Here is a 23,735-nt window from a genome sequence, read left to right on the forward strand (position 1 = left end):
TCTCGTGGCGTCCCCATAAAGGAAAAGAGAGAGTTTCACAATGCGCCTGTCACTCCTTCCCCGGATTCCAGATATGTAGGCACGCGACCCAAGAGAATCGAAGATTTTCTGGAGATAAGCTTACAGTTTTTTGTGATGCGGTGGAATCAAAGCCGACCGCGCGGCCCCTTATGCAGGCTTTATTTGCTGCGGTTGCTTTTGATCTGCTGGCGAAGAACGCTCTGAAGGGCGTAGGCGTCTGCGTCGTGCCGCCGCCATCCCGCATTGCGTACAAAAGCCGGTATTTGCATGGCCGGCATCGGTCGAGCCAGCGCATAGCCCTGCAGCATGTCGCAGCCAAGATCGCCAAGGATGCGGACATGATCCATGCTTTCGACACCCTCGGCCGTGACAAGGATGTTCAGCGAACGGCCGATATCGATGATGGAACGGACGAGCTTTCTCTGCTCGGCCGACTGCGGCAGCATGCGGATCAGTTCCCGGTCGATCTTCAGCGTGCGCGGACTGAGCTTGAGCAGGCTGACGATCGAGGCGTGGCCGGTACCAAAGTCGTCGATCTCGATATCGATCCCGAGCTTGCGCAATTGCCTGAGATTGGACAGGACTGCATCGTCGCAATCGTCAAGCGATATGGATTCCAGGAGCTCGAAGGACAGGATGCCCGGCTCGATCTTCAGCGCCCGCAGTTTCTTGCCAAGGCCCGGATCGCCCAGGCGCCTAGAAGAGACATTCACCGAGAGCTTCGGAGTGACGAAACCCTCTCTCGCCCATGCGGCGCGATCGGCCAGCCCTCGTTCCAGGATCAGGCCGTCGATCGCTGAGACGACGTCAAGATCTTCGGCAATCGTCAGGAAGTGGCCGGGTGTCAGCAATCCGTGTTCCGGATGCCGCCAGCGCGCCAGCGTCTCCACGCCGGCAACTTCAAGGGTATGGGCATGAAACTGCAGTTGATAGAAGGGAATGAATTCGTTGCGCTCCAGTCCCTGCAGCATTTCGTCCGACAAGCGCTTGGCCGCGATGATGGTGCGGCGGGCGTCCTTGGAGAAGAATTCATGGCGGTTGCGGCCTGCGGCCTTGGCACGGTAAAGCGCGATATCGGCGTTGAGTAACAACTGCTTTGCGTCGAGATCCTTGCCGCTTTCCGCGGCGATGCCGATGCTGGCGCCGAAGCGACAGTCATGGCCCTCGTAGCGGACCGGCTTGCTGAGTTCGCGGATGATTCGGGCTGCCATATTGGAAAGCTTCTTCGGAGAGCTGTCGATCGTGCAAAGCACGACGAACTCGTCGCCACCGATGCGCGCAACGAAATCGCTCGAGCGAACGCAATCCTTCAGCACCCTGGCTGCATGTTTCAACATGGCGTCGCCGGCGCGGTGGCCGAGCGTGTCGTTGATCTGCTTGAAGCGATCGAGGTCGATATGCAGGATCGCGAGCGTCAAGCCACTCTCGCGGCATCCGGCGGAACGCTCGTCGAGGATGCGGTCGAGATAGCGGCGGTTGGGGAGTTCCGTGAGAAAATCGTGAAGCGCCAGATGCTCGATGTTTTCCCTGGCGGCTTCGAGTTCCCGGTTACGGGCTTCCGCCAGATCTTTCGCCTTCTGAAGATCGTTGCGAAGACTGACCTCTTCGGTGACATCCCAATTTGCGCCGATGAGCTTGCGCTTTCCCTCGGCATCCAAGAAGAAAGCCGAACGGGCGCGAATGACGCGTTCGGCGCCGTCGCCGCGGATGATGCGGAACTCCTGCAGCAGGCCGCGGTCTTTTTCCAGGCTTGCTTCTAGGTTCTTCAGCGTGCGCTCGCGGTCGTCTGGGTGCAAGGCCTGCTCCCATGCCTCGCTGAGCTTCACGCGAGGCGTGCCTTCAAGCCCGTACATCGCCAGCAAGCGGTCGTCCCACTCGACTGTTCCAGCGTTAAGATCGGCTTCGAAAACGCCTATGCGCGAGATGTCGAGAGCGAGATCCAGCCTGCGCGACAGGTGCTCGAGCATCTCTTCGGATTGTTTGCGGGCCGTGATGTCCGTGTCCGTGCCGACGATGCGGACAGGAGCGCCGCTTTCGTCCCATTCCACGCAGGCGCCGCGGCATTCGATCCAGACCCAGCGGCCGTCCTTGTGGCGCTCCCGGTACTCGAAGACGTGAAAATCCGGGTCGCCTGCGATCTGCCTCTCGATGGCCATTATGACGAAATCGCGGTCATCGGGATGAAGAAGCTTGAGCCATTCCTCGTAGTCTCCGTCGGCTTGCTCGTGTGGAGCCATGCCGCGGATTTCTTTCCATGTATTGGAGTAGTATTTCGTGCCGGTGAGGTTGTTGTGGTCCCAGACGCCGAGGCCGGAGCCGACGAGCGCATAGTTCCAACGGCTCTCGCGCTCGGCCAGATCGGAGGTGTCCGGTGCCGGTTCCATCGCAAGCTTGTTGCCAGTATTGATCGCGCTGATCTGTTTTCGCTGCTTCACTGTGCGCTCGCTCAATTCGCGTGCCTGCAGTCTGAAGTCATTGAATAAAATAACTGTTAAGCAGTGCCTGGAAGACGTGGAAAACTTTCGGCTTTCCAGAGCCTAAGGCTTCAGGCGGCTCAGGAACTGCGCAAAGACCATCGTTCCCTCGGGCCAGGGGCCATGACCTGACTCCGCGTTGATATGGCCGGATTCACCGGCGTCGATCAAAAGCGAGCCCCAGCTTGCTGCAATGTCATCGGCATGCTCGTAGCTGCCGAAGGGATCGTTGCGACTTGCCACTGTAATCGCAGGAAACGGCAGCGGATCGCGCGGGTAGGGGCCGAACGTCATGAGGTGTTTCGGGCGGATATTCGGGTTGGCGACGTCCGGTGGTGCCACGAAGAAAGCGCCGGCCACCTTCTTCCGGAAATGCGGGATCGCATGGATTGCCGAGGGAATTCCGAGCGAGTGGGCGACAAGGACGACGGGGCGGGACGAGGCGTTCACCTCCTCGGCGATGCGGGCGACCCAATCGTCGCGGACTGGCTTTGACCATTCGGCCTGTTCGACCCGTCGCGCCGTGCTGAGCTTTGCTTCCCAGCGGCTCTGCCAGTGGTCGGGGCCGGAATTCGTGTAGCCAGGTATGATGAGGATATCGACGTCTGAAGCTTTCATGATCCCGCCGATGTGAGAAAGCTTGACGGTTCTGTCAAGGGAAAGCGCGACAAGGGCGGTGAAATTCGTTATGATCGCGCCATTGCCGGTTGCGGTTTCTCGTGTCGGCTGCGTCAATGCCGATGCATTTCCGCCGCCGGCCGATCGGCTTACGGAGGAGAAAGCCATGTCGGCATTTCATGTTATGACAGGATCAGGCGAGCGCTACGCACGTCTCGCTATCAACAAGATCAGCACCGCAGACGTCTTCGACGCTTTACGTCGCGGGCTGGACGATTTTCGCGAAAAGCCCTCCCATTACGTGTTCTTGTGCCTCATGTATCCGATTGCCGGCATTTTCCTTGCCCTTGCGTCATCGGACGCCAACCTTCTGCCGATGATCTTTCCGCTTATGTCCGGATTTGCGCTGATCGGGCCGATTGCCGCCATCGGACTCTACGAAATCAGCCGCCGCCGCGAGGCCGGTCTTGATACGTCGTGGACGCATGCGCTCGACGTCAGACATTCGCCGGCCTTGCCGTCGATCATCGTCGGCGGGCTGCTGCTGTTCGGCTTCTTCATCGTCTGGCTCGTCGCAGCGCAGACGCTCTACACGAACCTGTTCGGCGATGTTTTCCCGCGGTCGATCGAAGTGTTCATTTCCCAGATCTTCGGTACGCCCGAAGGCATGCAACTGATCATCTGGGGCAATCTGCTCGGGCTGGTCTTCGCCATCGTGGTTCTGGCGACGACCGTCGTCACCTTCCCCCTGCTTCTCAATCGCGATGTAGGACTCGTGGCTGCTATGGCAGCTTCGATACGCGCAACTGTCGTCAATCCGGTGCCGATCATGCTGTGGGGCCTGATCATTGCTGCGGCGCTGGTCATCGGCACGATCCCGCTATTTGTCGGGCTGGCACTGGTGATGCCTATCCTCGGCCACGCAACATGGCATCTCTACAGAAAATTGATCACGCCTGCGTAAGGCGCGATGCAGCCTGCGTCACGCAAGCGGAACCTGCAGCCTCCTTCAAAGTTGATCTGAGGATGTCTTTGAATGAGGCTTTCTTGCCAGCAGCACGTCCTTACCCGCTTGGGCGGACGGGCCGGCCATCTGCGTTCTCGCAGTCTCGGCCGTCATTGTCCAGGCGGGTTTGGGGCCGTTATTTGACTGTTGTCAAACCTGCCGGTTGATCAATACAGGCACGAAGAGCTGACTGGGAAGAGCCGGACGGAGGCGGGCAATGCAATCCGGGCGGAGCAATGAAGCCGCAGAGCCGGAAAACAAACGCGCTCGCCATCGAGATCGCGCAAGGCAGAAATGACAACGGCGCCGTTGCTGCGGCGCCGTTTTCGAATAGATCCAGTTCACCCAAAAACGCGCTTGAAGATCGTATCGACGTGCTTGGTATGGTAACCGAGGTCGAACTTTTCTCGGAGATCGTCTTCCGAAAGTGCCGAGCGGACGTCCTCGTCGGCGAGCAGTTCTTCGAGGAAATCCTTGCCCTGTTCCCAGACCTTCATGGCGTTACGCTGCACGAGGCGGTAGGCGTCTTCCCGGGAAACGCCTGCCTGGGTAAGGGCCAGGAGAACACGCTGCGAATGGACAAGGCCGCGGAACTTGTTGAGGTTCTTCTCCATGTTCTCGGGATAGACCACGAGCTTTTCGACGACGCCGGCCAGGCGGTTCAGGGCAAAATCCAGGGTAATCGTCGTATCCGGGCCGATGGCGCGCTCGACGCTCGAGTGGCTGATATCGCGCTCGTGCCACAGCGCTACGTTTTCCAGTGCCGGAACGACCGACATGCGCACCAAGCGGGAAAGTCCGGTTAGGTTTTCGGTCAACACCGGGTTGCGCTTGTGCGGCATGGCAGACGAGCCCTTCTGGCCCGGCGAGAAGAATTCTTCGGCCTCCAGAACCTCGGTGCGCTGCATGTGGCGAATCTCGATTGCGATGTTCTCAATCGACGAAGCGATGACGCCGAGTGTGGCGAAGAACATCGCATGGCGGTCGCGCGGAATGACCTGGGTCGAGACCGGCTCAGGCGTGAGGCCGAGCTTGGCGCAGACATGTTCTTCGACGCGAGGGTCGATATTGGCGAAGGTGCCGACAGCTCCGGAGATCGCACCGGTGGCAATCTCGGCGCGTGCTGCGACGAGGCGGGCGTGGTTGCGGCCCATCTCGGCATAGAAGCGGGCGAGGGTGAGCCCCATGGTGGTCGGCTCTGCGTGGATGCCGTGGCTGCGGCCGATGCGGACCGTGTCCTTGTGCTCGAAGGCGCGCGTCTTGAGTGCTGCGAGTACACGGTCCATATCGGCGAGCAGAATGTCGGCGGCCCGCACCAGCTGGATGTTGAACGTTGTGTCAAGCACGTCGGACGAGGTCATGCCCTGGTGCACGAAACGGCTGTCTGGCCCGACGAATTCAGCTAGATGCGTCAGGAAGGCGATGACGTCATGTTTAGTAACCGCTTCGATCTCGTCGATCCTGGCAACGTCGAACTCTGCCGCGCCTCCCTTTTCCCAGATCGTCTTTGCCGCTTCCTTTGGAATGACGCCGAGTTCGGCCAACGCGTCGCAGGCATGTGCTTCGATCTCGAACCAGATGCGGAACTTGGTTTCGGGCGACCAGATGGCGACCATCTCTGGGCGGGAGTAACGCGGGATCATGGCTCACTGCTTTCGTTGCGAGGAAGACTATCTGGCGCCCCTGTAGCAAAGACGCGCGGTAATCTCAACGCATGCGTTTTGCAAGGACGTAGCTGGTTGCAAGCAGGCAGACGAGACCGAACGGCAGGAAGAGCCGCAGACCGAGCACCAGGAACTGATAGACCGCATTCGCGCCGGTGAAGATGAACTGGTAGGTCCATACGAGGCTGCCAAACGGGGCATGCCAGCGCGAATAGAAAATGCGGTAGTCCATCGAAAAGAGAAATGCCGTCATCAGCATCGTTCCCGCCGTCAGGCAGACGAAGAAGGCGGCAAAGCGTGTCTCGATCCGGCGCCGGTAGGCGAAGAAGCGGCCGATCGGCAGCATGAAGGGCCAGGAGAAAAGGCCGCCGGCGAAATAGAGAAGCGCCAATTCGGCCGCGTGTTCCGTCTCGAAACGGTTGCGCATGTAAAGCGACGCCATCGCCGAGGCCATCATCATGAGGCCCCAAACCGCGGCGCCGCCAAACAGCTCGAAATAGGGTGGTCTGGCAGCGCGTATCCGGTCCATCGTCAACGATACGCCGATTTCATGAGCGCCCGTCGTTTGCAGCGCTTCGCAGATCGCTGATGGCGGTGCGGTAGGCTTCGACGGAGGCACCCTTGAAAATCGCCGAACCGGCGACGAGCACATTGCCGCCGGCCTTGCCGATGATCGGCGCGGTCTCAACCGTGACCCCGCCGTCGACCTGAAGTTCGATCGGCCTGTCACCGATCAGGGATTTCGCGGATGCAATTTTCCCGGCCATCGCGGGAATGAATTTCTGGCCGCCGAAGCCGGGATTTACCGACATGATGAGGATGAGGTCGATGTCGTCGAGAACGCTCTCGATCGCCGACAACGGCGTTGCCGGATTGATCGTCACGCCGACCTTCTTACCGAAATTGCGGATCGTCTGCAGCGAGCGGTGAAGATGCGGTCCTGCCTCAGCATGAACGGTGATGCGGTCGCAGCCAGCATTTGCGAAGGCTTCCAGATAAGGATCGGCCGGCGAGATCATCAGGTGGCAATCGAAAGTCGCGTCCGTATAGGAGCGCAACGACTTGATGACGTCGGCGCCGAAGGAGATGTTCGGCACGAAATGGCCGTCCATGACGTCGAGATGGATCCAGTCTGCGCCTGCCGCCGTCACATCGCGCACCTCCTGTCCTAGCTTGGCAAAGTCCGCAGCCAGAATGGAGGGGGCGATCCGGATCGGCAGGGTCATGACACTCTTCTCTCTCCTTGAGGAACTCGCGGCGGTTTAGCAGGGCTCAGCCGAACGGGCAACAGCATCGTCTCTGCACCTGTGATCTCCGCATAAAACGGCATTTTCGTCTCGGGCTAATCTTTAGGCCCGGCAGGCGCGGCGAAGGTGCCGCGGCGCCATTCCAACAGTCTGTAAGGGTTCTCCGAAAGCTCCTGGCCAGCCGTGAAGGTCAGATCGCCGATTGGCGTAGCGAACGTCGTGCCGACGAGTTTTTCCGCTACCGTCTTTCCTTCTGTCGTGGCGGCCGTTACCGCCTGCTGCGCGACGGCCGCTGCTGCGGCTGCCGGCAGGACATAACCTTCAGGCTCGATGCCTTGGGCGCGCAATGCCGCCGCTGTGGCTTGCGCGGGCTGCAAAGTGTCGTATTCCGGCATGGTGACCGCACGCACGCCGTCGGGAAGCGGCAGCGGCTGGTTTGCCGCGCGCATCGCATCTCCGCCCAAAATAGCGAGCGGAATCCTCTCCGCTGCGGCATCCCGGGCCATGACTGCGACGTCGGCGCGGTCGCCGCCGACGAAAACCTTCGTGGCCCCGGCCTTCTTCAGGCGGCGGACGAGGGCGATCTGCTGGTCCTGACCGGGGCGATAGGTGTCCGTAAAGACGGGCTTCAACCCCTTTTCCTCAAGCGCATTCCGGATAGCTTCGGTCAGTTCGCGGCCATGGATGGTACCGTCTTCGATGAGGGCGATCGGCGCTGCCTCCCAGTCGTTGAGGATCGCTTCGATGATGCGTGCGGCTTCAGCGCCATCAGCTGGCGCCAGCCGAAAGAGCGGCCAGCCGTTCTTCAATGCGTCTTCCATCAGAATGCGTGCGCGTACCGAGACGGTGATCGCCGGAATGTTTGCATCCTTGAGCTTCGGCAGTGCGCTTTCCAGCGTCTCGCTGCAGAGAAAGCCGATTGCGACTTGCACCTTGGCGTTCACCAGTGCATCGGCAATCGCGGCACCACTGTTTTCCTCGCAGGGCTCGTTGATTGTGACGATCGTATTGCCGTCCTTGGTGATCTGATAGTTCGCTCCGGCGAAAATCTGCCCGCCAAGCTGCTGCAGGTCGCCGCCCTGCGGAGCGACGACGCCGATCGTGACGCCCGCGGCATTGCTTTCGGCTGCTGCAAGAAACAGCATCGAAAAAGCCGCTATGCCACGCAGAATATTCATGAAAATCGCCGCTTCCCTGTCGCCCTTCATGCCCTTTTAGCGGCCCGGCGGCAATCGTCAAAGAAAAACAGGCGGAATGCGCGGCATTTCGTCGGCTTCATTGTAGAAAAGGTAACCGATGGCATCCATATTAGCGGCACAAGAACAGGCGGCGTGGCCGCAGGAGACAGCATTTGTTGAACAGGCAGCCGATCGATCCGCAGCTGTATCGCGATGCCATGAGCCGTTTCGGCGGTCATGTGCAGCTCGTGACGACGGTGCTTGGCCAGACACGGCGCGGGGTCACCATCACCGCAGCCTGTTCGGTGTCCGACGATCCGGCTTGCGTCCTTGTCTGCCTCAACAACAGCAATCCGAAGAATGATATCTTCTTCCAGAGCGGCATTTTCGCGCTGAACACGCTCGGCGCGCATCATCAGGCGCTGGCCGACGCCTTTTCCGGACGCAAGCCGATGAGCAACGACGAGCGGTTTGCGACCGGCAAATTCGACAAGCTTGTCACAGGTGCCCCGGTGCTTTGGGATTCGCTTGCCTCCTTTGATTGCAGGGTGATGGAAATCAAGGAGATGTCCACCCATCACATCATTTTCGGTGAGGTCGTGGCCGTGCGTTTCAACGAAACAAAACCGGCCCTGCTCTATATGAACCGGGACTACCACACGCTATAACTCCCCAAAAGGGAGGACAAATGCCCGATCATCCACTGCCACCCGCGTCTATCGACGAGACGATCGCCATGCTGGCAAGAGAGGATTATCTCGCAGGCCGGTCGCTGGCGACGGTGCTCTTTCTCGCCCTGAAGATGAAGCGGCCGCTGTTTCTTGAAGGAGAGGCCGGCGTCGGAAAGACCGAGATCGCGAAGGTGCTGTCGAAGGCGCTCGATCGGCCACTGATCCGGCTGCAATGCTACGAGGGCCTCGATATCGCATCGGCCGTCTACGAGTGGAATTATCCGGCGCAGATGCTGGAGATCCGCCTTGCTGAAGCTTCTGGATTGACCGACCGCAGCCGTATCGAATCCGATATTTTTTCTGAACGCTACCTTATCCGTCGCCCCGTGTTGCAGGCGCTTTCGTCCGTGGAAGGCCGTGCGCCGGTCTTCCTGATCGACGAGCTCGACCGTACCGACGAGGCCTTCGAAGCCTTCCTGCTGGAAGTGCTCTCGGATTTCCAGGTGACGATCCCCGAGCTTGGAACCATCAAGGCCGCCGAGCCGCCGATCGTCATCATCACGACCAACCGGACGCGCGAAGTGCACGATGCGTTGAAGCGCCGGTGCCTCTATCACTGGGTCGATTATCCGGAGGCCGCGCAGGAACTGGAGATCATCCGCCGGAAGGTGCCAGGCTGCAACGAGGCTCTCTCGCAGCAGATTGTCGCCTATGTGCAGAAGCTTCGAACGCTCGATCTCTTCAAGAATCCCGGCGTGGCAGAGACGATCGACTGGGCGACGGCCCTGACCGAACTCGACCGTCTGGCGCTCGATCCGGAGACCATTTCCGACACGATCGGCACGCTCCTGAAATACCAGGACGACATTGCGCGCATTCAGGGCGGCGAGGGCGCTCGTGTGCTGACGGAGGTCAAGGACGTACTGAGGGCAGCGGGTTGAAGACGAAGACGCAAGGGGTGCAGGATGGGTCGGTCGCTCCGCCGCTGCCGCCGGCCGAGGGCCGCTTTGCCGACAATCTCATCTTCTTCGCCAGAGTGCTCCGTAACGCAGGGCTCAAGATCGGCCCGGGATCGATTGCCGATGCTATCGAAGCTGTCGAGGCGATCGGCATGGGTTCGCGCGAGGAATTCCACGCGGCGCTCTTTTCGGTGTTCGTCAAACGGCACGAGGACAAACCGGTTTTCGACGAAGCCTTCCGGCTTTTCTGGCGCTCCCGCGATCTCGTGGAGAAGATGATTGCGATGATGTTGCCGCGGGCGCCGGACAACCGTGAAAGGGAAAAGGCAAAGGCCGGCGAAACGCGCGCCAGCGATGCGCTCCTCGGTGATCGGCGCGACAACAGGCCCACTCGTGATGAGCCGGATGTCGAAATCGACGCGCGGTTCACGACCTCCGGAAACGAAGTCTTTCGGCGGATGGATTTCGCACAGATGTCGGCGGCGGAAATCGCCTTGGCAAGAAAGGAACTCGCGCGGCTGCAACTGCCGCTCGACAGCGTTCCAACGCGGCGTTTCAGGCAATCGCATGTTCACCGGCAGGTCGATCCGCGCGCGACGATGCGCTCGGCGCTGCGCACCGGCGGGTCGCTGATCCTGCCACGTTATCGTGAACACAAAGAAATCCAGCCTCCTTTGGTTGTGCTTGCGGATATTTCGGGCTCCATGAGCCAGTACACCCGTATCTTCCTGCATTTCATGCACGTGCTGACGGAGAGCCGGCGCCGCGTCCATACATTCCTTTTCGGCACGCGGCTTACCAATGTCACCAGGCAGATGCGCCACAAGGATCCGGACGAGGCGCTGAACGAATGTGCCGCCGCCGTCAAGGACTGGTCGGGCGGTACCCGTATCGGCGAAACGGTGAGGGAATTCAATCGGCTGTGGGGACGCCGCGTCCTCGGGCAGGGCGCGTTTGTGCTGCTGATCACCGACGGTCTGGAGCGTGAAGGCATCGAATTGCTGGCAGAAGAAATGGACCGGCTGCACCGATCCTGCCGGCGGCTGATCTGGCTGAACCCGCTTCTGCGCTTCGAGGGCTTCGAGCCGCGGGCTCGCGGGGTTCGCGCCATGCTGCCGCATGTTGACGAATTCCGTCCGGTTCACAATCTATCATCCTTGAGCGACCTCGCTGCGGCGCTCGGCGCGGGCAGATCGCCGGCGCACGATCCGCGGCGCTATCTCGACAGAATGAGAGGTTATGCATGAGCGAGACGTCTTTCGGCCTCGATCCCCTGATGACGGCGGAGGAATGGATGAAAAGCGGCCGCAACGTTGCCATCGCAACGGTCATCGAAACCTGGGGCTCGGCACCCCGTCCTGTCGGCAGCCATCTGGTGATCGATGATGACGGAAATTTCGAGGGCTCGGTCTCCGGCGGCTGCGTCGAAGGTGCGGTGATCGCGGAGGCAATGGACGTCATAGGCGACGGCAAGGCGAGGATGCTGGAATTCGGGGTTGCCGACGAGACCGCCTGGCGCGTCGGGCTATCCTGCGGCGGCCGCATCCGCGTCTTTGTCGAAAGGCTTACCTGATGGACGCCGCCAATCTGGAGCAATTGAACGCCGCCCGGCGGGCACGCAAGGCCGTGATACTGGTCACCAATCTGGAGCATGGGACGGATCGCGTGATCGTCGAAGGCGGGCCGGTAGACAGCGCACTGAGCGATACCGTCGCTGCGGCATTCCGTTCCGGCAAGTCCGGCATCTGCGAGATCGATGGTGGCAGATACTTTCTGAATGTGCACCGGCCGCCAGCCCATATCGTCATCATCGGCGCGGTCCATATCAGCCAGGTTCTGGCGCAGATGGCGGCGCTTGCAGGCTTCGACGTCCACATCATCGATCCGCGAACCGCCTTTGCAACGCCGGAGCGTTTCGCTGGCATAGATCTCACCGCCGACTGGCCGGCCGATGTGCTGAAGGACCGCCCGCTCGATTCCTATACAGCTGTCGTCGCGGTCACGCACGACCCGAAGATCGATGATTTGCCGATCGCCGAGGCTCTTCGTAAGGGATGCTTCTATGTCGGTGCGCTCGGCAGCCGCATGACCCACGTTTCGCGTCTCGAGCGGCTGAAGAAGGAGGGCCTTTCCGAGGGCGAACTTTCGAGGATCAAAGGCCCGATCGGGCTCGATATCGGCGCCTCGAGCCCGGCTGAGATTGCCGTTGCGATCCTTGCGCAGATTATCCAATCCTTGCGCTCGCGCGACGTCGCGTCTCCGAAAGGTGACAAGGCATGATTTTTGGCGAATTTGATGTCGGCGGCGCGGAAGGGCTCGTACTCGCACACTCAATCAAGATGCCGGATGGGACTCTGCCCAAGGGCCACGTGGTTGACGCTGCCGACATCGAGCGGCTGAGGAACTCGGGCATCGAAATGATCGTTGCGGCACGCCTGGAGGACGGCGATCTCGGCGAGGACGAAGCGGCGGCACGGCTGAGTGAGGCAATCGCACCGGATCATCTCCGCTTTTCGGAGGCTGCGACCGGCCGAGTCAACATCTATGCTGCGGCGGATGGGCTTTTCGTGGCTGACCGGGAGACGGTCGATCGGCTGAACCGCATCGATCCGGCGATCACGCTCGCCTGTCTTGCCGATCATACACATGTCAGCGCCGGCGACATGGTGGCGACCTTCAAGATCATTCCCCTGGCGGTTCGGGGCGCGAAGATAGATGCCGCCTGTGCGGCGCTTCGCGCGACCGCGCCATTTCAGGTGAAGCCGTTTGCCGATCATGCCGTTTCGCTGATTGCCACGGAACTGCCTTCGCTGAAAGGGTCGGTGATGGACAAGACGGCGCGCATCCTGGAGCGCCGGTTGGCTGCTTGCGGCAATCGCCTGCTGCGGGAGCGGCGCGTGCCGCATGAGACGAAGGCTCTTGCCGCTTCGATCCAGGACATCATGACGATTCCGGAGAAGGCGCCGAAGCTCGTCATCGTCTTCGGCGCCTCGGCGGTCATCGACGCGGCAGATGTCATTCCGCAGGCAATACGCGAGGCGGGCGGGCGTATCTTGAGCGTCGGCATGCCCGTCGATCCGGGAAATCTGATGGTCCTCGGCAGCATCGGCGATACTTATGTCGTCGGCGCGCCTGGTTGCGCCCGCAGCCCGAAGGAAAACGGTTTTGACTGGGTTCTCGACCGCATTCTGGCCGGTGAAGAGCCGGGTGCGCATGAGGTGAGCGGAATGGGTGTCGGAGGCCTGCTGATGGAGATACAATCGCGGCCGCGGCCGCGCGACGTGCCTGCCAGGAATCGTGCCGACGCGTCGGTTGCGATCGTCCTGCTTGCCGCCGGCAGGGCGCGCCGCATGGGTGAGGGCGGCCAGCACAAGCTGCTGGCGGAATTCGATGGCATGCCGCTGGTGCGCCGCTCGGCATCGATAGCTGTTGCCAGCAGGGCTTCGTCGGTTGCGGTCGTAACGGGCCATCGCCGTGCTGAGATTGAAGCAGCCCTTGATGGCTTGAGCGTGCAGCAGGTCTTCAACGCCGACTATGCTTCCGGCATGGCAAGTTCTCTCGCTGCCGGCTTCGCACATGCCCATGCGAGCGGCGCAGATGGCGTCCTTGTCATGCTTGCGGATATGCCGGGGGTCTCGACGGCAAACCTCGATCAATTGATCAAAGCATTCAAGCAGGCAGAGGGGCAGGCGATCGTTCGGGCGGTCTGCGGAGGTAAACGCGGAAATCCGGTCATTCTGCCGCGATCACTGCATCATTCAGTACTTGCTCTGGAGGGCGATGTCGGCGCGCGCCACATCGTCGAGACGGCGCGGCTGCCAGTCGTCGATGTCGATATCGGCGAGAGTGCGCATCTTGACGTGGATACGCCGGAGGCGATTGCCGCAGCAGGCGGCATATTGAAGGGATAGCAATGGACGCGGCCGGCATAGAGGAAATGTTTCAGGGGCTTGGACCGGTGACGATCAAGCGTATGTTCGGCGGCAAGGGGATCTATCACCTCGGCCGTATCGTCGCGGTCGAAGTCGGCGGCGAGGTGCTCCTCAAGGCCGACGACAAGAGCTCGCCGGAGTTTTCCGCAGCAGGCTCCAGCCAATGGTTCTACGAGGGCAAGAAGGGCAATCCGGTGAAGATGCCTTATTGGTCGATCCCCGACGCGGCCTATGACGATCCGGATGAAATGGCGAAATGGGTGCGCCTTGCCTACGAGGCGGCGCTTAGAGCCGAATGATCAGCGAAAGTCCTCATTGTCGAGGTAATCGATTGCCGCCTTGGCAAAGTCGGAAAGTGGTGTCGGCAGTTCGGATCGCGTGAACCAGCCGAAATCCGACAGTTTTTCCGGTTCCGTCAACTGCGGATCGCCGCTGACTTCTGTAGCGATATAGAGAAACGAGACCCAATGCTGCGCATCGGCGCCTGAGATCACTTCCGCATGGCCCAGAAGTTCGGCTCGAGCAATCGTCAATCCGGTTTCTTCCTCGGCTTCGCGGCGCGCGGCTTCGGCAATGGGCTCCATATGATCGACCTTGCCGCCGACGATACTCCAGTGACCAGCCTCAGGCGCAAGTATGCGCTTGTAAAGCAAAATCTTGCCGTCGCGCAAAATCACCAAGCCGACGCCGAGACCTGGAAAATGAATACCAGGCTTTCCCATCGGAAGATCAGATCTTGGCGTTTGCGGCGATCAACATGAAGGCGGGAATATCGTCGCCGAAGCCGACTGGCGTCGGGCCGTCGTCATGGTCGCGATAGCGGCGGCGCTCGCGATTATCGTCGTTTGCCGGATAGGGCCGTGAGTTGCGCGCGTTGTGTTGCGGCTTGTTTTCTGCTTTGCGCTCGTGCTTCACGCTTTCGGCCTTTGCTGGTGCTGCTGCTTCGATGGCTTCGGCGGCATTATCATCGGCGCCGATATCAGTTTTATGACCGCGACGGTCCTTGACGCGGCCGCGGCCCTTGTCGCGATCCCGGCTGCCTGTGCGGCGCGGGCGATCGTCTTCGCGACCGGGTTCGGGAGGCGGAAGAGCGGAAAGATCACCATTCAGCCACTCAACCTTCTCGCCGATCAGCTTTTGGATCGCGTCGGCATGTTTCTGGTCACGGCCTGTGACAATGGTGAAGGCAGCGCCCGAACGGCCCGCACGGCCGGTGCGGCCGATGCGGTGCACGTAATCCTCGGCATGGATCGGCACGTCGAAGTTGAAGACGTGGCTGACATCGGGAATGTCGAGGCCGCGGGCAGCGACGTCGGAGGCGACGAGTAGTTGCAGCTGTCCATCGCGGAAGCTTTGAAGCATGTTCGTGCGCGAGCGCTGGTCCATGTCGCCGTGGAGCGCGCCGACGGAAAAGCCATGGCGTTCGAGCGAGCGGAAGAGGTCGGCCACGTCCTTCTTGCGGTTGCAGAAGATGATGGCATTCTTCAAGTCTTCCTGCGCGCGAACCAGATCGCGCAGTGCGGCGCGCTTCTCATAGTCCTTGGCGTGGGAAGCAACGAAACGCTGCGTGATGTTCTTGGCGGCGGAGGCCGGCTTTGCGACTTCGATCCGCTCAGGATTTTGCAGGAATCGGTCGGCGAGCTTCTGGATTTCCGGCGGCATGGTCGCCGAGAAGAACAGTGTCTGACGCGTGAACGGGATGAGCTTGGCAATACGCTCGATATCGGGGATGAAGCCCATGTCGAGCATGCGGTCGGCTTCGTCGATGACCAAGATCTCGACGGCGCTCATCAACAGCTTGCCGCGCTCGAAATGGTCCAGCAGACGGCCCGGCGTGCAGATGAGGACGTCGGCACCGCGCTCGAGCTTACGGTCCTGGTCTTCGAATGAGACGCCGCCGATCAGCAGCGCGACGTTCAAGCGGTGGTTCTTGCCGTATTTTTCGAAGTTCTCCGCGACTTGCGCGGCGAGTTCGCGCGTCGGCTCGAGGATGAGCGTTCGTGGCATGCGGGCCCGGGCGCGGCCCTTTTCCAGCAACGACAACATCGGCAATACGAAGGATGCCGTCTTGCCCGTTCCCGTCTGCGCGATCCCGCAAATGTCTCGGCGCTGCAGGGCGAACGGGATTGCTCCTGCCTGAATAGGAGTGGGGATCGTGTAGCCGGCGTCGGTAACGGCGGAAAGCACTTTTTGGCTTAGGCCAAGGTCAGCAAATGTCGTCAAGGGGAAAACTATTTCCGTTCAGGTTCGGCCATACTCTGGTTGAGTCGGCGGGATTGCATGCCGCAATGCAGCGCGACATAGTCCCAAACGGCCCGCAAGTCAAGGAATTCGGGCTCTGCAGCCGTCGAACAGGTAAAACTGTGGTTACTGTAATCGGTTATTTGATATAAGTCGCGAGTTTCAAGCCTGCATTCAAGAAATACACCGGATCGACCGCGCGGCCGTTCTGGCGTACCTCGTAATGCAAATGGGTGCCCGTCGAGCGGCCGGTGCTTCCGGCAAGACCGATCACATCCGAGCGACCGACCGTGTCGCCGGCCCTCACCAGAATCTGCGACATATGGCCGTAACGGGTAGAAATGCCGTTACCGTGGTCGATCTCGACCATGTTGCCATAACCGCCCGTCCAGCCCGCATTGACGACCTTGCCGGGGGCTGTCGGGCGGATCTTTTCACCCGCAGCAAAGCGAAAATCGACGCCGGAATGAAGGGCGAGACGTCCAAGGAAGGGATCACGCCGATTACCGAAGGGGCTGGTGATTTCCTTGCCGATGGCCGGATTGCGGAACGGCAAGGATTCAGCTGTGCTGCGAACCGTTTCGAGCCGGGTCAGTGCGGTATCGAGCTGCGCGAGGGAACTGTTGAAGTTGTCGCCGCTTTCCGGCTCGACATAGGGACCGCCCACAGCGTCACCATCATCGGGGTTGACCGTTGCCTGCTCGGGTAGGGCAATCTTGAAGCGGGAGAGGACTTTCTCGATATTGCTGGCGGCATCGCCCGCATCCACGGTCAGCTGCTCAACGCGGGCGCGCTGCTCCTCCTCGACGCCTTTCAGTGAAAGCGTGACCTTCGAGAACAGACGGTCGGCACGATCGCCGACGGTTTCGGGTGCGGGTACATAGGCAAGCGTGGAGTTGTCGGGCGTTGCCTCGGCAGGTTCGTCGCCGCCTGCCAGGAGCTTGTCGATCGCCCGGGCACCGGCAGAAAGCGACGCACGCTTGTCCTTTGCTTCGGGCACGAGATATTGAGCCGGTATCGTTTCGTCCTTACGCGTCAAGCCGGAATTTTCCGCACGGTCGAGAAGGGAGCCAAACCTGCCGTGGCGCGAGGTCAGCGCCATCTGCTGCTGCATGAGCTTGTCCACCTTGTCTTCCACCAACTGCTGGTCGAGCAGCTGACGCGAGGTGACCCGATCGACCTGCGCACGCAGGGCCGCAATGCGATCTTCATAATCATGCTGCATGCGAGCTTGGCGCGCCATGGTGGCGCCGATCAGATCGTCGCGAAGGACGAGGTAGGAGGTCGCAAGCAGATAGCCGATCACGAAAACGCAGGAAAAGCAGAAGCCCAGGGCCGCCATCCACGGCTTTATGGTTACGTGGCGGACCTTGTCGCCACTGGCGAGAATGAGGATATGTTCCTGCGAACGCTTGCCGAATACGCGATTATGCTGTGCATGCGTCACGGAGAATCTCCCAATTGATGCGCCCGTGCTTCGATCAGGAGTGATTACACATCGTTATGGTTAACAAATGCCTTAGGGTGCATATTGATGCACGTCACGGTTTATAGATTGCTTGTCGATGTCAGCGAACGATAGAAAGAAGGCGTAAGGCCGGCTTCGGCGCGCGCCAAATCGTTGAACGGCGGCTTCAGCGGACCGCGGAAGTTTGCCCGTACCAGCTCCTTGAAGGTCTGGGCCGGGTCGCGCCGCTCGCGGGCGCAGACAAAACGGAACCATTTGGCGCCGATTGCCACATGCCCCTTCTCGTCGTTGTAGATAACATCGAGGACGGCGGCACTTTCGCGATCGCCGGTTTCGCGCATTTTCGCCTGCAGCGAGGGCGTGACATCCAAGCCGCGGGCCTCGAGAATCAGGGGAACGACGGCAAGCCGCGCGGTCAGATCGTTTCTAGTGGCGTGCGCCGCCTGCCAAAGGCCGTCATGCGCGGGCATGTCGCCGTAATCGGCGCCAAGATCCCGCAGCCGCCCGCGCACCAGGCGGAAGTGCTTGGCCTCCTCGAAGGCAACCTGCATCCATCCGTCGAAGAAGGAATTGGGGACTGCTTCGGTGGCAAACCGCGCAACGATATCAAGCGCAAGGTCGACGGCGTTGAGCTCAATGTGAGCGATCGCGTGGAGCAGTGCTATGCGGCCGCTGATGGTGTGCAGCGAGCGCCTCTCGACCTGCGTCGGGGGTACCAGTGCCGGCTTTTCCGGTCGGCCCGGCCTGTCCGGCAGCGAGCCGTCGCGCGGCGAACGCAAGGAAATTCTTCGTGCAAACCAGCGGGTCGCAGCTTCCTGCGCCAGAGCCGTCTTGCGATCGAGATCGGCCGAACGGATGGCCTCGATTGCGCCACCGCGCAGCGATGTCATCGAAAACGTGATCATGCCGTAAGGTTCCTGAGGGCCTTCAATACGTCTTCGGCATGGCCGGGTACCTTGACCTTCTGCCAAATCATCGCAACCGTACCATCGGTGCGGATCAGAAAGGTCGTGCGCTCGACGCCCATGAAATTGCGCCCGTACATGCTCTTTTGCTTCCACACGCCATAGGCCTGCAGCGTTGTTTTCTCCTCGTCCGATGCGAGCGCTACGGAAAGGCCGTGCTTCTTGATGAAGCGTTCGTGGCAACTGACCGAATCAGGAGACATCCCGACGACCGCCGCTCCCGCAGCATCGAATTCGTCGGCCAGAGCGGTAAAGGCCAGCGATTCCGCGGTACAGCCGGTCGTATCGTCTTTCGGATAGAAGAACAGAACCAGCGGCTTCCCGCGGAAATCGGAAAGCGATACCCGCCCGCCGCCGTCGCGGGGAAGGTTGAAATCCGGCGCCGTGGCGCCGATGCCGAGAACTGTCATATGTGGAAACCTTTCTTTCGCCGGGTTTATGGATGACACTATGTCCTGCGGATATATATTGAAGCTGAAATCGTCCAGCCAGACCGGGCGGTTACATTCTAACTCGGGGTTGTCCAAAGCGCATGTCGGTGATCCGCGGCGAAAAGGTTACATTTCGCAAAAAAGACATCGTCGCACTGGATGAGCTTCCCTCCGCACAGGCCGAAGACCCCATCATCGTGCATTGCCCGCCGCCGCGCCGTTCACCTATTCGGCGCGCGGCCCATGTGACGGCTTGTTGCTTTGCCGCCGTTCTGTTTGTCCTTGCGGCGATCATTTTCACCATCGAGAGCGGAATGTTCGACGCGACGCTGTCGCGCCAGGCACAGACCGCCTTGAATTCGGCCATAGGTCCTCGCTACCGGGCAGAGGTGGGCTCGACCGTTATCCGTTTCACGTCCGGTGCACAACTCGCGCTTGAAGCCCGTAACGTCAACATGGTCGATCAGCAAAGCGGGCAGCATCTGTCGACGACCGGCGCGATGCGCATGGCGCTCGATCCGTTCGCGCTCTTTCGCGGCCGTTTGGCCGTGGCGGCGATCGAAGCCGATGATATTGCGCTCGACACGGCCCTCCTGCCGTCCGGCAGCCCGCTGGACTTAAGCAAGCTTCGCATCGACGCAATTCCGCAGGCAATGGAAGCTGCGTTTTATCACCTCGACATCCTGGACGATTTTGTCGAGCGCGGGGGTACGGATACCGTGCGGCTTTCCGGCATCAACATCAAGCTCGCCGATACCGCGAACGGTCCGTTATCGATCGTGGTCGACAATCTGGTCTTTGCACATGCGGGGCCATCTTCGCTGCATTTGACGGGTGAGGTAGCGATCAACGGCGAAGTGGCGATGCTGGACGTCCTTTCTGAAAAGAGCGCCGGGAAAGCGTCGCGGTTCATGGCAAAGCTCACCCACGTCGATCTGAAGCCATTCACCTTGAAGAGGAACGCACTCGGGGAAATTCGGCAGGGCGTGAACAGTTTTGTGGACGTTGCCGTTTCGGCCGTGCGCGGCGCAGGCGATGTTGCACCGTACCTGGCCGCCAGCGCGGATCTTGCGCCGGGGTCGATCTTCGTAGACGCAGACGATCAGCAGCTTTCCGGCGGCCGCATCAATCTCGGCTACGACTTCACGAAGCAGACGCTTGAGATCGCAAGATCACAGGTACAGTTCGGCAACACTGCCATCCCGTTCAACGGCGCAATCATCGACCTCGACAAGCTCGACCCCGCCGTCGGCAAGGGTTTTGGCATCGATCTCCTGATCAGCGGCGGCACGGCCGCGCCGGTGGGGTCGGGAGAACAGCCGCTCCCATTCGATATCCAGACGACGGGCCGCTACCTCGTCGCCTCGCGGGAACTGCAGTTCGCGGGCATGACAGTTTCTAGTCCTCTGGGGCAGCTGTTCGGATCGCTTCATGTCAGGCTCGGCGGCAAATCGCCGGAAATCAGCTTCGTCGGACAGTCGCAGCAGCTTCAGACGGCCGCGATCAAGCAGCTCTGGCCCTTCTGGATGGCGCCCAGGGCGCGCGAATGGGTGCTGGGAAATCTCTTCGGCGGCACGGTCACGAATGCGTCGATCTCCGTATTCATTCCCTCCGGCAAGCTGGACGACGCCGTCGGCAAGGGGCTGAGGCTCGGTGACGAGCAAATCCGTATCAATTTCGATATCGCGAATGCGCGGATGAACGTGGCAGGCGATATTCCGCCGATCCGCGATACGTCCGCCCATTTCGACCTGACCGGCCAGAGAGCCACGATTTCGATCAAGAGCGGCACGTCATATTTCGCCTCGGGCCGTTCCGTCAGCCTCGGAGAGGGTCAGTTCGTACTGCCATCGACTTACCAGAAGCCACTGATGGCGGAAATGAAGCTCGCAATCTCGGGCGATGCCGATGCGGTGGGTGAACTCCTGACCTACAAGCCGGTGCAGGTGCTGCAGCGTGCCGGCCTCGTGCCCGGGGACCTGAAGGGCAAGATCACCGCCAACGTCGAGGCGCGGCTCGGTCTCCTAAGATCGCAGGATCCTCCGCCGCCCGAATGGAAGGCGGCCATGCTGCTCAGCGGAGTCGACGTCGGCAAGCCGGTGTCGGGCAGGATGATTACCAATCTGAACGGCGCGCTCGACGCCGATCCGCAGCAAGTGACGCTCGATGTCGAGGGGCAGATCGACGGGGTGCCCGCCGAGATCGAGCTTGTCGAACCGACCGATAAATCGTCCGGCGTCAAGCCGCAGCGCATCATCACGGCGACGCTAAACAACGCCCAGCGCGCAAAGGCGCTTCCTGGCCTGTCGGGGATCATCGACGGCAGCCTGACGATGCAGCTGACGAAAATCGATGAGGAACGCCAGAATGTTCAGATCGATCTCGACAAGGCGTCGTTGCAGCTTCCCTGGATCGGTTGGGCGAAGGGAAGCGGGATCGGTGCAACGGCGGAATTCGAAGTATCGGGCCCCCCCGAGAATACGCAAATCAGGAATTTCCGTCTGAAGGGCGATGGCTTTGGCGCCACCGGCTCGCTTGCCCTCAGCAAGGGTGATCTCGAGTCTGCCGATTTCGACAGCGTGAGACTTTCCTCCCTCGACGACTTTGCGATATCGATCAGGCGCAGCAGGGGGAATTTCGACGTTTCGGTGTCGGGCAATACCGCAGATGCGCGACCGATCCTTGCGCGACTGAAGAACGGGCAGGGCGACAGCGACGGAGATGGTGGTGGCAGTGCCAGCGTCTCGGTTCGTGCCAAACTCAACAGCGTCGTTGGCTTCAACGATGAAAAGATCGGCAACTTCGAGGCCAAATACGCATCGAGCGGCGGCCGGCTGCAGGCGTTGAACTTTTCCGGCATCACCGGCAGCGGCGAAGCGGTCGTCAGCCAGACGAGGGAAGGCCGTGCCTTGAACATCACGAGCGGCGATGCCGGTGCCGTGTCGCGCTTTGCCGATCTTTATCAGCATATGCAGGGCGGGCTGCTCAATATGTCGATCAGGCTCGGCAACGGCGGCAATTGGGATGGTTCGGTCGATATACGCCGCTTCGCCATCGTCAACGAACAACGCCTGCACTCGATCGTTTCAACACCGGTCGGCGAGAACCAGCGCAGCCTCAATTCCGCCGTCAAACGCAATATCGACACCTCTGCGCAGCGCTTCCAGCGCGGCTTTGCGCGCGTCGTGTCCCGCGGCGGCGTCGTCGGCATCGAAAACGGCGTGGTGCGCGGCGATCAGATCGGGGCCACGTTCCAGGGCGTGATCCGCGATCAGCGCGGCAACATGGATATGACCGGCACCTTCATGCCGGCCTATGGCTTGAACCGGTTGTTTGCCGAGTTGCCGGTCATTGGCATCATTCTCGGCAACGGTTCGGATCGCGGCCTGATCGGCATCACGTTCAAGCTGACCGGCAAGTTCGACCATCCGGCCATGCAGATCAATCCGCTGTCGATCATTGCACCGGGCGTTTTCCGCAACATCTTCGAATTCCAATAAAAAAAGCCGACGCGAGGGCCGGCTTTTCATGGGATTCCGATATCGTGCGGCTCAGGCCGCGCGGCGGACTAAGATGTGCTTCTTCTTGCCGAGCGACAGCTTAATGACGCCATCGGCGGTCATTTCACGGCTGCCGATCACCCTGCGCTCGTCGCTGACCGCTTGGTCGTTGATACGCACGGCGCCGCCCTGAACGTGACGGCGGGCCTCGCCGTTTGAGGCCGCAAGGCCGGCGCGGACCATCAGCGAAAGCAGGCCGATACCGACGTCGAGTTCGGAAGCGGGCACATCGACGGAGGGAAGGTTCTCGGCGATCCCGCCTTCTTCGAAGGTTTTGCGAGCCGTTTCCGCGGCCTCTTCGGCAACGGTGCGGCCATGCAGAATTGCCGTTACCTCGGTTGCGAGTATCTTCTTCACCTCGTTGATTTCCGAGCCACCGAGTGCAGACAAGCGAGCGATCTCATCCATGGGCAGGGTGGTGTAAAGCTTGAGGAAGCGTGGGATGTCTGCATCTTCGGTATTACGCCAGTATTGCCAGAAGTCATAGGCCGGGAACATATCGGCGTTCAGCCAGACGGCACCGGTCGCCGACTTGCCCATCTTGGCGCCGGAAGATGTCGTCAGAAGCGGTGAAGTCAGGGCATGCAGCTGTGTCGTCCCCATACGGTGACCAAGGTCGATGCCGTTGATGATGTTGCCCCACTGGTCGGAACCGCCCATCTGCAGCCGGCAGCCGTAGCGCTTTGCCAGTTCGACGAAGTCGTAGGCCTGCAGGATCATGTAGTTGAATTCGAGGAACGAGAGCGACTGTTCGCGATCGAGGCGCGTCTTAACGCTGTCGAAGGCAAGCATGCGGTTGACCGAGAAGTGACGACCGACATCGCGCAGGAAATCGAGGTAGTTGATCGAGCGTAGCCACTCGGCGTTGTTGATCATCAAGGCGTCTGTCGGACCCTCACCGTAGGTAAGGTAGTTCGAGAAGACACGCTTGATCGAGGCGATGTTGCTTTCGATCGTGTCGACGGTCATCAACTGGCGCGCTTCCTCCTTGAAGGACGGATCGCCTACCATCCCGGTCCCACCACCCATCAGCGAAATCGCGCGGTGACCGGTCTTCTGCAGCCAGTGCAGCATCATGATCTGGATCAGTGAGCCGGCATGAAGGCTCGGCGCCGTGGGATCGAAGCCGATATAGGCCGTCACGGTTTCCTTGGCGAACAGGCTGTCGAGGCCCGCTTCATCGGAGATCTGATGAATGAAGCCGCGCTCTTTCAGGATGCGCAGGAAATCGGATTTGAACTCGGACATGACTTCGTCTCTTCGGGGATGTCGGATTGATACTTGTTGAACTGCCGCGGCG

The 23,735-nt window shown here is 60.6% G+C and carries 21 protein-coding genes; 9 read left to right on the forward strand and 12 right to left on the reverse strand.

What is annotated here, in order from left to right; all coding sequences use genetic code 11:
• Nucleotides 1-179: 179 nt before the first annotated feature.
• Entirely contained in the window at nt 180-2,405 is a 2,226-nt protein-coding gene (locus EV130_RS29340) for a putative bifunctional diguanylate cyclase/phosphodiesterase (protein ID WP_081377140.1), read from the reverse strand.
• 153 nt (nt 2,406-2,558) lie between these two features.
• Entirely contained in the window at nt 2,559-3,113 is a 555-nt protein-coding gene (locus EV130_RS29345; RefSeq protein WP_132662480.1) for an RBBP9/YdeN family alpha/beta hydrolase, read from the reverse strand.
• A 166-nt stretch (nt 3,114-3,279) separates the two neighbouring features.
• Between EV130_RS29345 and EV130_RS29350 the strand changes: the two genes are divergently transcribed.
• Nucleotides 3,280-4,077 (forward strand): DUF2189 domain-containing protein, encoded by a 798-nt coding sequence (locus tag EV130_RS29350; RefSeq protein ID WP_132662474.1) that lies wholly within the window; start codon nt 3,280-3,282, stop codon nt 4,075-4,077.
• A 383-nt stretch (nt 4,078-4,460) separates the two neighbouring features.
• Here the strand turns inward: EV130_RS29350 and purB are convergent, their stop codons facing one another.
• The 4 genes from purB to EV130_RS29370 form a co-directional block, all read right to left on the reverse strand.
• Nucleotides 4,461-5,762 carry an adenylosuccinate lyase gene (gene purB, locus EV130_RS29355; protein WP_074061388.1) on the reverse strand — a complete coding sequence of 434 codons (1,302 nt, stop codon included), beginning with the start codon at nt 5,760-5,762 and terminating at the stop codon, nt 4,461-4,463.
• Between the two features lie 64 nt (nt 5,763-5,826).
• Nucleotides 5,827-6,312, reverse strand: a complete 486-nt coding sequence (locus EV130_RS29360) for a hypothetical protein (RefSeq protein WP_074061387.1) — start codon at nt 6,310-6,312, stop codon at nt 5,827-5,829.
• A gap of 19 nt (nt 6,313-6,331) precedes the next feature.
• A complete protein-coding gene (gene rpe, locus EV130_RS29365; RefSeq protein ID WP_074061386.1) occupies nt 6,332-7,009 on the reverse strand; it encodes a ribulose-phosphate 3-epimerase in 678 nt (225 codons plus the stop codon).
• A gap of 116 nt (nt 7,010-7,125) precedes the next feature.
• A complete protein-coding gene (locus EV130_RS29370) occupies nt 7,126-8,208 on the reverse strand; it encodes an ABC transporter substrate-binding protein (RefSeq protein WP_132662475.1) in 1,083 nt (360 codons plus the stop codon).
• A gap of 173 nt (nt 8,209-8,381) precedes the next feature.
• On the opposite strand from EV130_RS29370, the gene EV130_RS29375 reads away from it, so the two are divergent.
• From EV130_RS29375 to EV130_RS29405, 7 genes are read left to right on the forward strand one after another with little or no spacing between them, the layout of a single operon-like run.
• Complete coding sequence (locus EV130_RS29375) at nt 8,382-8,876, forward strand: flavin reductase (protein WP_074061385.1); 495 nt, start codon at nt 8,382-8,384, stop codon at nt 8,874-8,876.
• Between the two features lie 20 nt (nt 8,877-8,896).
• Nucleotides 8,897-9,820: an AAA family ATPase gene (locus EV130_RS29380; protein WP_074061384.1), complete on the forward strand. Its 924-nt coding sequence runs from the start codon at nt 8,897-8,899 to the stop codon at nt 9,818-9,820.
• A 17-nt stretch (nt 9,821-9,837) separates the two neighbouring features.
• On the forward strand, nt 9,838-11,085 hold the full coding sequence (locus EV130_RS29385; protein WP_132662481.1) for a vWA domain-containing protein: 1,248 nt from the start codon (nt 9,838-9,840) through the stop codon (nt 11,083-11,085).
• Nucleotides 11,082-11,411 (forward strand): XdhC family protein, encoded by a 330-nt coding sequence (locus EV130_RS29390; RefSeq protein WP_074061383.1) that lies wholly within the window; start codon nt 11,082-11,084, stop codon nt 11,409-11,411. The genes EV130_RS29385 and EV130_RS29390 overlap by 4 nt, the downstream gene beginning before the upstream one ends.
• A complete protein-coding gene (locus EV130_RS29395; RefSeq protein ID WP_132662476.1) occupies nt 11,411-12,118 on the forward strand; it encodes an XdhC family protein in 708 nt (235 codons plus the stop codon). Before EV130_RS29390 ends, EV130_RS29395 begins: the two co-directional genes overlap by 1 nt.
• Nucleotides 12,115-13,749 (forward strand): NTP transferase domain-containing protein, encoded by a 1,635-nt coding sequence (locus EV130_RS29400; RefSeq protein ID WP_074061381.1) that lies wholly within the window; start codon nt 12,115-12,117, stop codon nt 13,747-13,749. Before EV130_RS29395 ends, EV130_RS29400 begins: the two co-directional genes overlap by 4 nt.
• Before the next feature lie 2 nt (nt 13,750-13,751).
• Nucleotides 13,752-14,069, forward strand: coding sequence for a TfoX/Sxy family protein (locus EV130_RS29405; protein WP_074061380.1), 318 nt, complete (start codon nt 13,752-13,754; stop codon nt 14,067-14,069).
• On the opposite strand, the gene EV130_RS29410 is transcribed toward EV130_RS29405, so the two are convergent.
• The 5 genes from EV130_RS29410 to EV130_RS29430 all read right to left on the reverse strand — a co-directional run bounded on the left by EV130_RS29410 (nt 14,070) and on the right by EV130_RS29430 (nt 18,854).
• Nucleotides 14,070-14,492: an NUDIX domain-containing protein gene (locus EV130_RS29410; protein ID WP_074061379.1), complete on the reverse strand. Its 423-nt coding sequence runs from the start codon at nt 14,490-14,492 to the stop codon at nt 14,070-14,072. It abuts the gene before it with no gap.
• Nucleotides 14,493-14,499: 7 nt separating this feature from the next.
• Entirely contained in the window at nt 14,500-15,993 is a 1,494-nt protein-coding gene (locus tag EV130_RS29415) for a DEAD/DEAH box helicase (protein ID WP_074061378.1), read from the reverse strand.
• A gap of 157 nt (nt 15,994-16,150) precedes the next feature.
• Nucleotides 16,151-17,458: a M23 family metallopeptidase gene (locus EV130_RS29420; RefSeq protein WP_074061377.1), complete on the reverse strand. Its 1,308-nt coding sequence runs from the start codon at nt 17,456-17,458 to the stop codon at nt 16,151-16,153.
• Nucleotides 17,459-17,559: 101 nt separating this feature from the next.
• Nucleotides 17,560-18,384: a ferritin-like domain-containing protein gene (locus EV130_RS29425; RefSeq protein WP_132554116.1), complete on the reverse strand. Its 825-nt coding sequence runs from the start codon at nt 18,382-18,384 to the stop codon at nt 17,560-17,562.
• Entirely contained in the window at nt 18,381-18,854 is a 474-nt protein-coding gene (locus tag EV130_RS29430) for a peroxiredoxin (protein WP_074061376.1), read from the reverse strand. Before EV130_RS29430 ends, EV130_RS29425 begins: the two co-directional genes overlap by 4 nt.
• A gap of 122 nt (nt 18,855-18,976) precedes the next feature.
• On the opposite strand from EV130_RS29430, the gene EV130_RS29435 reads away from it, so the two are divergent.
• The gene (locus EV130_RS29435) at nt 18,977-22,375 is read left to right on the forward strand and encodes a YhdP family protein (RefSeq protein WP_074061375.1); all 3,399 of its coding nucleotides are present in this window, start codon (nt 18,977-18,979) and stop codon (nt 22,373-22,375) included.
• A 51-nt stretch (nt 22,376-22,426) separates the two neighbouring features.
• Here the strand turns inward: EV130_RS29435 and tyrS are convergent, their stop codons facing one another.
• Nucleotides 22,427-23,683 carry a tyrosine--tRNA ligase gene (gene tyrS / locus EV130_RS29440; RefSeq protein WP_074061374.1) on the reverse strand — a complete coding sequence of 419 codons (1,257 nt, stop codon included), beginning with the start codon at nt 23,681-23,683 and terminating at the stop codon, nt 22,427-22,429.
• Between the last annotated feature and the right edge of the window lie 52 nt (nt 23,684-23,735).

It is taken from the genome of Rhizobium azibense, from assembly GCF_004342325.1.
Taxonomy (GTDB): Bacteria; Pseudomonadota; Alphaproteobacteria; order Rhizobiales; family Rhizobiaceae; genus Rhizobium; species Rhizobium etli_B.

What these genes read in the sequence shown, in the direction of transcription:
- EV130_RS29340 (WP_081377140.1), bottom strand. Translation starts at nt 2,405, where the DNA reads ATGGAACCGGCACCGGACACCTCCGATCTGGCCGAGCGCGAGAGCCGT.
- EV130_RS29345 (WP_132662480.1), bottom strand. Translation starts at nt 3,113, where the DNA reads ATGAAAGCTTCAGACGTCGATATCCTCATCATACCTGGCTACACGAAT.
- EV130_RS29350 (WP_132662474.1), top strand. Translation starts at nt 3,280, where the DNA reads ATGTCGGCATTTCATGTTATGACAGGATCAGGCGAGCGCTACGCACGT.
- purB (WP_074061388.1), bottom strand. Translation starts at nt 5,762, where the DNA reads ATGATCCCGCGTTACTCCCGCCCAGAGATGGTCGCCATCTGGTCGCCC.
- EV130_RS29360 (WP_074061387.1), bottom strand. Translation starts at nt 6,312, where the DNA reads ATGGACCGGATACGCGCTGCCAGACCACCCTATTTCGAGCTGTTTGGC.
- rpe (WP_074061386.1), bottom strand. Translation starts at nt 7,009, where the DNA reads ATGACCCTGCCGATCCGGATCGCCCCCTCCATTCTGGCTGCGGACTTT.
- EV130_RS29370 (WP_132662475.1), bottom strand. Translation starts at nt 8,208, where the DNA reads ATGAATATTCTGCGTGGCATAGCGGCTTTTTCGATGCTGTTTCTTGCA.
- EV130_RS29380 (WP_074061384.1), top strand. Translation starts at nt 8,897, where the DNA reads ATGCCCGATCATCCACTGCCACCCGCGTCTATCGACGAGACGATCGCC.
- EV130_RS29390 (WP_074061383.1), top strand. Translation starts at nt 11,082, where the DNA reads ATGAGCGAGACGTCTTTCGGCCTCGATCCCCTGATGACGGCGGAGGAA.
- EV130_RS29395 (WP_132662476.1), top strand. Translation starts at nt 11,411, where the DNA reads ATGGACGCCGCCAATCTGGAGCAATTGAACGCCGCCCGGCGGGCACGC.
- EV130_RS29400 (WP_074061381.1), top strand. Translation starts at nt 12,115, where the DNA reads ATGATTTTTGGCGAATTTGATGTCGGCGGCGCGGAAGGGCTCGTACTC.
- EV130_RS29405 (WP_074061380.1), top strand. Translation starts at nt 13,752, where the DNA reads ATGGACGCGGCCGGCATAGAGGAAATGTTTCAGGGGCTTGGACCGGTG.
- EV130_RS29410 (WP_074061379.1), bottom strand. Translation starts at nt 14,492, where the DNA reads ATGGGAAAGCCTGGTATTCATTTTCCAGGTCTCGGCGTCGGCTTGGTG.
- EV130_RS29425 (WP_132554116.1), bottom strand. Translation starts at nt 18,384, where the DNA reads ATGATCACGTTTTCGATGACATCGCTGCGCGGTGGCGCAATCGAGGCC.
- EV130_RS29430 (WP_074061376.1), bottom strand. Translation starts at nt 18,854, where the DNA reads ATGACAGTTCTCGGCATCGGCGCCACGGCGCCGGATTTCAACCTTCCC.
- EV130_RS29435 (WP_074061375.1), top strand. Translation starts at nt 18,977, where the DNA reads ATGTCGGTGATCCGCGGCGAAAAGGTTACATTTCGCAAAAAAGACATC.
- tyrS (WP_074061374.1), bottom strand. Translation starts at nt 23,683, where the DNA reads ATGTCCGAGTTCAAATCCGATTTCCTGCGCATCCTGAAAGAGCGCGGC.